Origin of the sequence: Sphingorhabdus sp. (assembly GCF_044338195.1) — a bacterium.
Classification (GTDB): domain Bacteria; phylum Pseudomonadota; class Alphaproteobacteria; order Sphingomonadales; family Sphingomonadaceae; genus Sphingorhabdus_B.
The window spans coordinates 1-6258 of sequence record NZ_JBIIMC010000054.1; the positions used below are offsets into that span (position 1 = coordinate 1).

8 protein-coding genes and 1 tRNA gene are annotated in these 6258 nt (G+C 55.0%); 4 read left to right on the top strand and 5 right to left on the bottom strand.

Translation table 11 applies throughout. The features are described from left to right. Positions 1–150 precede the first annotated feature (150 nt). Entirely contained in the window at positions 151–435 is a 285-nt protein-coding gene (locus ACIQZK_RS10430; RefSeq protein ID WP_397576070.1) for a hypothetical protein, read from the top strand. Positions 436–611: 176 nt separating this feature from the next. On the opposite strand, the gene ACIQZK_RS10435 is transcribed toward ACIQZK_RS10430, so the two are convergent. Next, a tRNA-Val gene (locus ACIQZK_RS10435) sits at positions 612–686 on the bottom strand. A gap of 43 nt (positions 687–729) precedes the next feature. Then, the gene (locus ACIQZK_RS10440; RefSeq protein ID WP_397576071.1) at positions 730–1107 is read right to left on the bottom strand and encodes a response regulator; all 378 of its coding nucleotides are present in this window, start codon (positions 1105–1107) and stop codon (positions 730–732) included. A 179-nt stretch (positions 1108–1286) separates the two neighbouring features. Between ACIQZK_RS10440 and ACIQZK_RS10445 the strand changes: the two genes are divergently transcribed. Beyond that, the gene (locus ACIQZK_RS10445; RefSeq protein ID WP_397576072.1) at positions 1287–2108 is read left to right on the top strand and encodes an N-formylglutamate amidohydrolase; all 822 of its coding nucleotides are present in this window, start codon (positions 1287–1289) and stop codon (positions 2106–2108) included. A 246-nt stretch (positions 2109–2354) separates the two neighbouring features. Here ACIQZK_RS10445 and ACIQZK_RS10450 read toward each other — a convergent pair whose 3' ends face one another. The 3 genes from ACIQZK_RS10450 to ACIQZK_RS10460 all read right to left on the bottom strand — a co-directional run bounded on the left by ACIQZK_RS10450 (position 2355) and on the right by ACIQZK_RS10460 (position 5200). Then, positions 2355–2912: a cytochrome b gene (locus ACIQZK_RS10450; RefSeq protein WP_397576073.1), complete on the bottom strand. Its 558-nt coding sequence runs from the start codon at positions 2910–2912 to the stop codon at positions 2355–2357. 16 nt (positions 2913–2928) lie between these two features. Next, positions 2929–3708 carry a SapC family protein gene (locus ACIQZK_RS10455; protein WP_397576074.1) on the bottom strand — a complete coding sequence of 260 codons (780 nt, stop codon included), beginning with the start codon at positions 3706–3708 and terminating at the stop codon, positions 2929–2931. A gap of 64 nt (positions 3709–3772) precedes the next feature. Continuing rightward, positions 3773–5200: an FAD-binding oxidoreductase gene (locus ACIQZK_RS10460; RefSeq protein ID WP_397576075.1), complete on the bottom strand. Its 1428-nt coding sequence runs from the start codon at positions 5198–5200 to the stop codon at positions 3773–3775. Positions 5201–5351: 151 nt separating this feature from the next. On the opposite strand from ACIQZK_RS10460, the gene ACIQZK_RS10465 reads away from it, so the two are divergent. Continuing rightward, the gene (locus ACIQZK_RS10465; RefSeq protein WP_397576076.1) at positions 5352–5807 is read left to right on the top strand and encodes a hypothetical protein; all 456 of its coding nucleotides are present in this window, start codon (positions 5352–5354) and stop codon (positions 5805–5807) included. Positions 5808–5921: 114 nt separating this feature from the next. Beyond that, positions 5922–6258, top strand: a 337-nt coding sequence (locus ACIQZK_RS10470; RefSeq protein ID WP_397576077.1) for a DEAD/DEAH box helicase, incomplete at its 3' end; no start/stop codon positions are given.

Here is a 6258-nt window from a genome sequence, read left to right on the forward strand (position 1 = left end):
TTTTCTTTATCTATATGACAGAGGGAAGCTACGCCTTAAGCTGGCTTTCTGAAGTTAGCAAAGTGATGGGCAGTTGGGGCAATGATCATGTTTGATGGTGTTCGTTTATAACGAAAACGCTTCAACTCATGTTTTAAGGGGGGGGGGGCAATGTCTTCGCATGATGAAATTTACAACACGCATATTAGCGATTATCTGCATTGTTTGAGATATTTAGCGACTTTTCAGCAGGAAATTGGCTTGCCATTTATGCGTAAAGAGGGGGATGTGCTGCTCCTCATTAAGCAAGAACCCGGGCAACCGGTAAAATATTATATGAATAAGTCCGGCATGTCGTCACGCTGGTTCAACGAGATTTTGAAGCAGCTGCTGGCGTCTAAATTGGTCGTGCAAGAGACCTGCCCTTACGACAGCCGCCGGAAACTGCTCAGCTAAACCCGCAACTTTATCGCTCCGCTGTGGTATTTTTATCATAGGCTTTTCGTGCATTCGGCGTTGGATGGCACATGACGGGTTCAGTTCGGCGCGTTTGGCATTCCTATGCCGCACAAGGGAACATATTACGAAATTAAAAAACCCCGCCGTTCCATTCGGACGGCGGGGTTTTTAAATGGTGGGCGTAGCAAGGTTTGAACTTGCGACCCCTGCAATGTCAATGCAGTGCTCTACCGCTGAGCTATACGCCCATTATGCCGCAGCCTCTAGCTGGGCTTTTGCTATCATTCAAGCCTATTTCAGCTCGCCAAAACTTTCCTTGGAAGACAGCCGTTCAACTTCAAGGACAAGGTCTTTCAGATGGAAGGGTTTGGACAGTATTTTGGCGCTTGGCATGGATGCGCTTGCGCGCAGCGCTACGCCCGAAAAGCCGGTGATAAAAATGACCTCAGTGCCCGGAGACACACGGTTACAGTGGCGCGCGAGTTCAATGCCGTCCATTTCGGGCATCACAATATCGGTGAGCAGCAGATCGAAATGTTCTTGTTCCAGCAAGGGCGCTGCCGCTGTGCCGCGGTCGACCGCGACAACGTCATAGCCCGACCGTTCCAGTGCGCGCGCGAGATATTCGCGCATAGCCTGTTCATCTTCGGCGAGCAGAATTCGGGTCATAACAAATCCTTAAACATCTTTTGCGCGCCAAATTGCGGCGCCGGTTCTATCTATAATTGCAGAGGCTTAATTTTTTTGCACCATTTTGCGCAAAACCTGCCAACAACATATTTTAGTCTAATGAAGAGGACGTGTTGGACATAGCGGCATCCGGATTTGCAATGTGGGGAACGGAGAATATGTCCGTGCCTGTGCTGTTGTCTGTGCCGCACGCGGGGCGCGATTATCCCGCAGCTGTTATTGACGCGCTGCGCGTGCCGCCGGCATCGCTTGTCCGGCTTGAAGATCGCTATGCCGATCTAATGGTGCGCCGTTCGGTGCAGTCTGGCCATCCGGCCATCGTCGCCCACCGTGCGCGCGCCTGGATCGACCTGAACCGCGATGAACAGGATATCGACGTTGAGATGGTCCAAGGCGCACAGCGCGCGGATTATCCCGCGCCCGGCGTGAAGCAGCGCGGCGGGCTTGGCCTTGTGCCGCGCCGATTGTCGGGCGAAGGCGATTTGTGGAAACGGCAGTTCACGTTAGACGATATCAATGACCGCATTGCGGCGCTGCATCGGCCCTATCATAAGGCCGTATCAACGGTGCTTGAAAATATGCGGCAAAAGTTCGGGGTCGCGATCCTGCTGGATGTGCACAGCATGCCACCGCTCCACAACCCGGCAACTGGCGCGGGGCCGCAATTTGTTATTGGCGACCGGTTCGGCAAAAGTGCATCCTCGCAATATGCCGAATTGCTGATGTCCCGTTTGCAGGGGCACGGCTTTACCGCTGCGCTTAACCACCCCTATGCCGGGGATTATATCCTGCGCCGCCATGCCAAGCCGCGGGCCAATATCCATGCGATCCAATTGGAAGTGGACCGGTCGCTTTACCTTGATGCTGATTTGCGACAGCCTGGGGCTGGCGTTGAACCGCTGAAGTTGTTGATAGCCGGGCTGGTGGAGGCTTTGGCGGACGAGGCGCTTGGTTCGCCTGCGTTGATTGCCGCGGAATAAAGCCGCACGGATCGCATAAAAAAACCACCCCGGAATGCTCCGGGGTGGCCGAGGTTCAGGGAGTTGATGCCGGTTAGGGCATCGTTGGACAGAAACGGGAGGGGAAGTCTCCGTCCAGATTCGAGAATGGGACCTGAGCATTGCAGTTTCAAGTCAGAGCAAAAACATTCTGCCCCAATGTCGTTAAGGCGAGGCATTGGTGCGGGTAGTTGTTGCGCTGGCTATGTTGACCGCGCTAACGCCCGTTTAAGGCCACATCCGTTGGATAAAGGGCATTTTGTCGATGAACTGATGCTTCAAAGCGCCCAAAATATGCAGTCCGATGAGCACGATAAGCGGCGTGGCCAATATCTCATGCCCCTCATTCCCGATGTCCGCCAGCATCGCATTTTTGCCAACCGCCATATCGAGCGTGAACAGGCCAAAGAAATCAACGGGCGCAGCGTTGCCCTTGGCGCCGATCATCAGCCAACCGGTGAGCGGCATGACGATCATGAGGACGTAGAATAACATATGGGCGGTATGGCCGGCTTTGGCCTGCCAACCCGCGACCTTATCAGGCAGCGCAGGCGGGCGGTTGGCAAGGCGCCATAATATGCGGCCAATGGTCAGTATCAAGATGGAAATGCCAATGGCCTTGTGCGGGCTCATATAGGCAGCGCGCGCGGCGGGGGGCAGACCTTCGCCCAGATTTGCCAACAGTACGTTGGCACCGATCAATATGGCAATCAACCAGTGAAAAAGGATCGCGATTTTGCTATATTTTGCCATGCCGTCACTTTCCATGATGGACAGTGACGGCATGAAGCATTTCGCCTGATTAGGCCGAAGGCAGTTCCGTCACCTGCGGTACCTTACCTTGAGCAACCTGAACTGCAAATATTTCCCGCATCAGCTGCAACGAGAACAGATGCGCGTGGATGAGTGCAAGGATACCGTTCTGGTTCAGCTTGCGGACGGTGTCGCCACGCAATTCGCGCAGTTTCGCTTCGTCGATCATTTTGAAACCACGGTAGATGAATGGCTGTTCCTGACCTTCTTGTTGGATCGACACTTCGCCGTCCATTAACAGGTCAAGCTTTTGCAGCTCTTCAACAAAGGCGTGGGTCTGCGCACCGGCATTTTCGAATTCTTCACAGAATTTCAAAATAGCCTGCGTGTTTTCGCTTGGCTTGCCATCTTCGAACAGGGGTGTGCCTTCTTCAAATTCACCAACGGCGCCCGATGTGGGGTCAAAGCACAAGGACAGCTCTTCGGTGTCAGGACGCAGCTTGGCCAAAAGGAATGGATAGCGGCGGACATAGGCAGGGACGTAAACGGGACGCTCGAAAAAGCCTTCCTCGTTCATGAACGTGTTTACACCTTCGTTCATGCCCATCAGGACCAGCGGAACAGGATTGTCTGTTGCGGAAAAAATGATGGGATAGGTGCGCGATGCAGGGACGAACTCTTCGATCGTCAACGGGATCGCATGCTGCCCTTCAAGGAACTTTGCATTCTCCAACAGGCGCGATTTCCACGTGACGTGATCGTTGCTGTTGAGCGGGATGAGGTCTTTGTACAGAAGCGGCAAGTTTGCGGCTTGGGGCGCTGTGGCCATGTGAAACTCCAGTGCTTGTTATGGGGCAAAAATTTAATGCGGCGCTTTAGTCGGGCAGCAGCCTTTACGCAAGTGGAACAAGCTTGCCGGGGTTCATAATGCCAAGCGGGTCGAACGCGCCTTTAATGGCCCGCAGAGCCGAAAGCCGGGCAGGCTCGGCAAGCCGCGCGAATTCGTCGATTTTGGATTGGCCAATGCCATGTTCCGCCGACAATGAACCGCCATAAGCGCGCACACGATCATAGACGTGCGACGTGATCGCCTTGCCATCCCCCGCATACCAAGCCGTGACATCGACGCCTTCGGGGGCCTTTACGTGGAAATGGATGTTGCCATCGCCCAAATGTCCGAACGCAACGGTCTTGGTTCCGGGGTAGTCCGCTTCGATACGCGGCGATTCTTGTTCAATGAAGCGCGCCATGGCCGCGACCGGAACGCTGATATCATGTTGCAGCGCGGCGCCGGCGGCACGTTCGGCCTCCGCAATCGAATCGCGAATTTTCCAAAAAGCTTCTGCCTGCACGTCGCTGCTTGCGATGGTCGCGTTTTCGAGTAAATTCTGGGCGATGGCATCCTCCAGCAGATGCATAGCCAGCTCTCCGGGGCTGGATTGGGCAGGGTCGTCCTGCACAAATTCCATAAGCGCATGCCAGCGGTGCGTGGTGTCGAGCGGGGGCCGTGTGCCCGAAATATGCGTGAGCACGGCGTTGAGCGCACGATTGGGAAGGATTTCAAAGCCCTCCAAACGATCGCGCCCATGCTTCTGCATGAACAGCAACAGTTCATATGCCTGTTGCGGGCTATCGATGCCTGCCCACACGACGCAACGGTCAATAAGCGCGGGGACGGTTTGCAGCACGGCCTTCGTCACCACGCCAATCGTGCCTTCGCCGCCAATCAGCAGTTGTTTCAGGTCATAGCCGCGATTGTCTTTTTTCAATGGCGCCATGGCGTCATAGATCGAGCCATCGGGCAGAACAGCCTCAAGACCTGCAACGAGCGAACGCATCGTGCCGTGCCGCAACACTTGCGTGCCGCCCGCATTGGTTGAAATCAGGCCGCCAACGGTCGCCGACCCCTTGCCGCCAAGCGTGAGTGGAAAGCGCCGTCCGGACTGTGCGGCGGCTTCATGCAGGTTCTGCAAGATGACACCCGCCTCACAGCTTATCAGGCCGGCATCTGCATCGATCGCGATGATATTGTTCATCCGCCGCATTGAAAGGATCAGTTGATTGCCGCTGCTATTGGGCGTGGCCCCCGCGACCATTCCGCTATTGCCGCCCTGTGGAACGAGTGACAGCCGATACTTCGCGGCAATCTGCACAATTGCGGCAACTTCTTGTGTGGTGGCGGGTGAAAGCAATGCGGCGGCGGCGCCGGTAAATCGCCCGCGCCAGTCGGTCAGCCACGGGGATATGACGTCCTGATCATCCGAATAGCCTTTTGGTCCCAAAATTGAGCGAAGTTCGGATAAGGCGTTTACATCTGGCACGGTATTTCCCATTATGTGCGAAGGTTCAGGGCATTTAATTCATGATACGTTCAACCCTATCGGGTAAAGTCGTTAGAACTTCAACTTCATACCGGAATGTTTCTTGCGCATAGTTTTTGCCATAATCCTGCTTGCGGCAGGTCTGACGACCGTGCCGCAAAAGGCTTGGGCCGACTTTAACGTTGGTATGGCGAACAATCCGTTCACGCCGTTCCTCCGTTTGCAGACAGAATTTAACCAAGTGCGCATTGACCAACGCATTATCATTCGTTTGCCAAGCCCTTCGTCAGCACCGGCGGCCGTGGGCGCACAGCGGCAATCGGTCGCAAAGCTGCAATATAAAGAAAAGAAAATCGGCAAATGCCTTTGGGTCGACAGACTGGGCGGTTCGCGTCCCGGACCCGACCGCACGCTCGACCTGTTGACGCGCGATGGCATCCTTATCCGCGCCTATTTGGGTGAGGGTTGTCTGGCACGGGAGTTTTATGCCGGCGCTTATATGGAGCGGTCATTTGACGGCAAATTATGCGTGGATCGGGATGTGTTGCATGCCCGCACCGGGGCAAAATGCGCGATTGATAAATTCCGATTGCTGATACCGCGATAGCGCCGGCCGCATTCGGCCAATTACCTTGACATTTCTGCCCGCAGAGACCATTGGCGACCCTCGTCGCTATGGCTTTGGCACCGGTGGCACTGCATCTTTTTTCCGGAACAACATATGCGTTTTGCCGATATCGGCCTGTCTGATGAATTATTGAGAGCCTTAAGTGAGGCTGGCTATGACGAGCCAACCCCAATTCAGGCCGCTGCTATCCCGCAGGTCCAGATGATGCGTGACATCATCGCAATCGCACAGACGGGTACGGGCAAGACCGCTAGCTTCGTTCTTCCGATGATCGATGTGCTTGCCAATGGCCGCGCGCGTGCGCGCATGCCGCGCAGCCTCATTCTCGAACCGACGCGCGAACTTGCGGCGCAGGTTGCGGAGAATTTCGAAAAATACGGCAAATATCACAAGCTATCGATGGCGCTGCTTATCGGTGGTGTTCAAATGG

Bases quoted from the DNA above. Each gene is read 5' to 3' on its own strand.
- ACIQZK_RS10455 (WP_397576074.1), bottom strand. From the start codon at position 3,708: ATGGCCACAGCGCCCCAAGCCGCAAACTTGCCGCTTCTGTACAAAGAC.
- ACIQZK_RS10440 (WP_397576071.1), bottom strand. From the start codon at position 1,107: ATGACCCGAATTCTGCTCGCCGAAGATGAACAGGCTATGCGCGAATAT.
- ACIQZK_RS10445 (WP_397576072.1), top strand. From the start codon at position 1,287: ATGTCCGTGCCTGTGCTGTTGTCTGTGCCGCACGCGGGGCGCGATTAT.
- ACIQZK_RS10450 (WP_397576073.1), bottom strand. From the start codon at position 2,912: ATGCCGTCACTGTCCATCATGGAAAGTGACGGCATGGCAAAATATAGC.
- ACIQZK_RS10430 (WP_397576070.1), top strand. From the start codon at position 151: ATGTCTTCGCATGATGAAATTTACAACACGCATATTAGCGATTATCTG.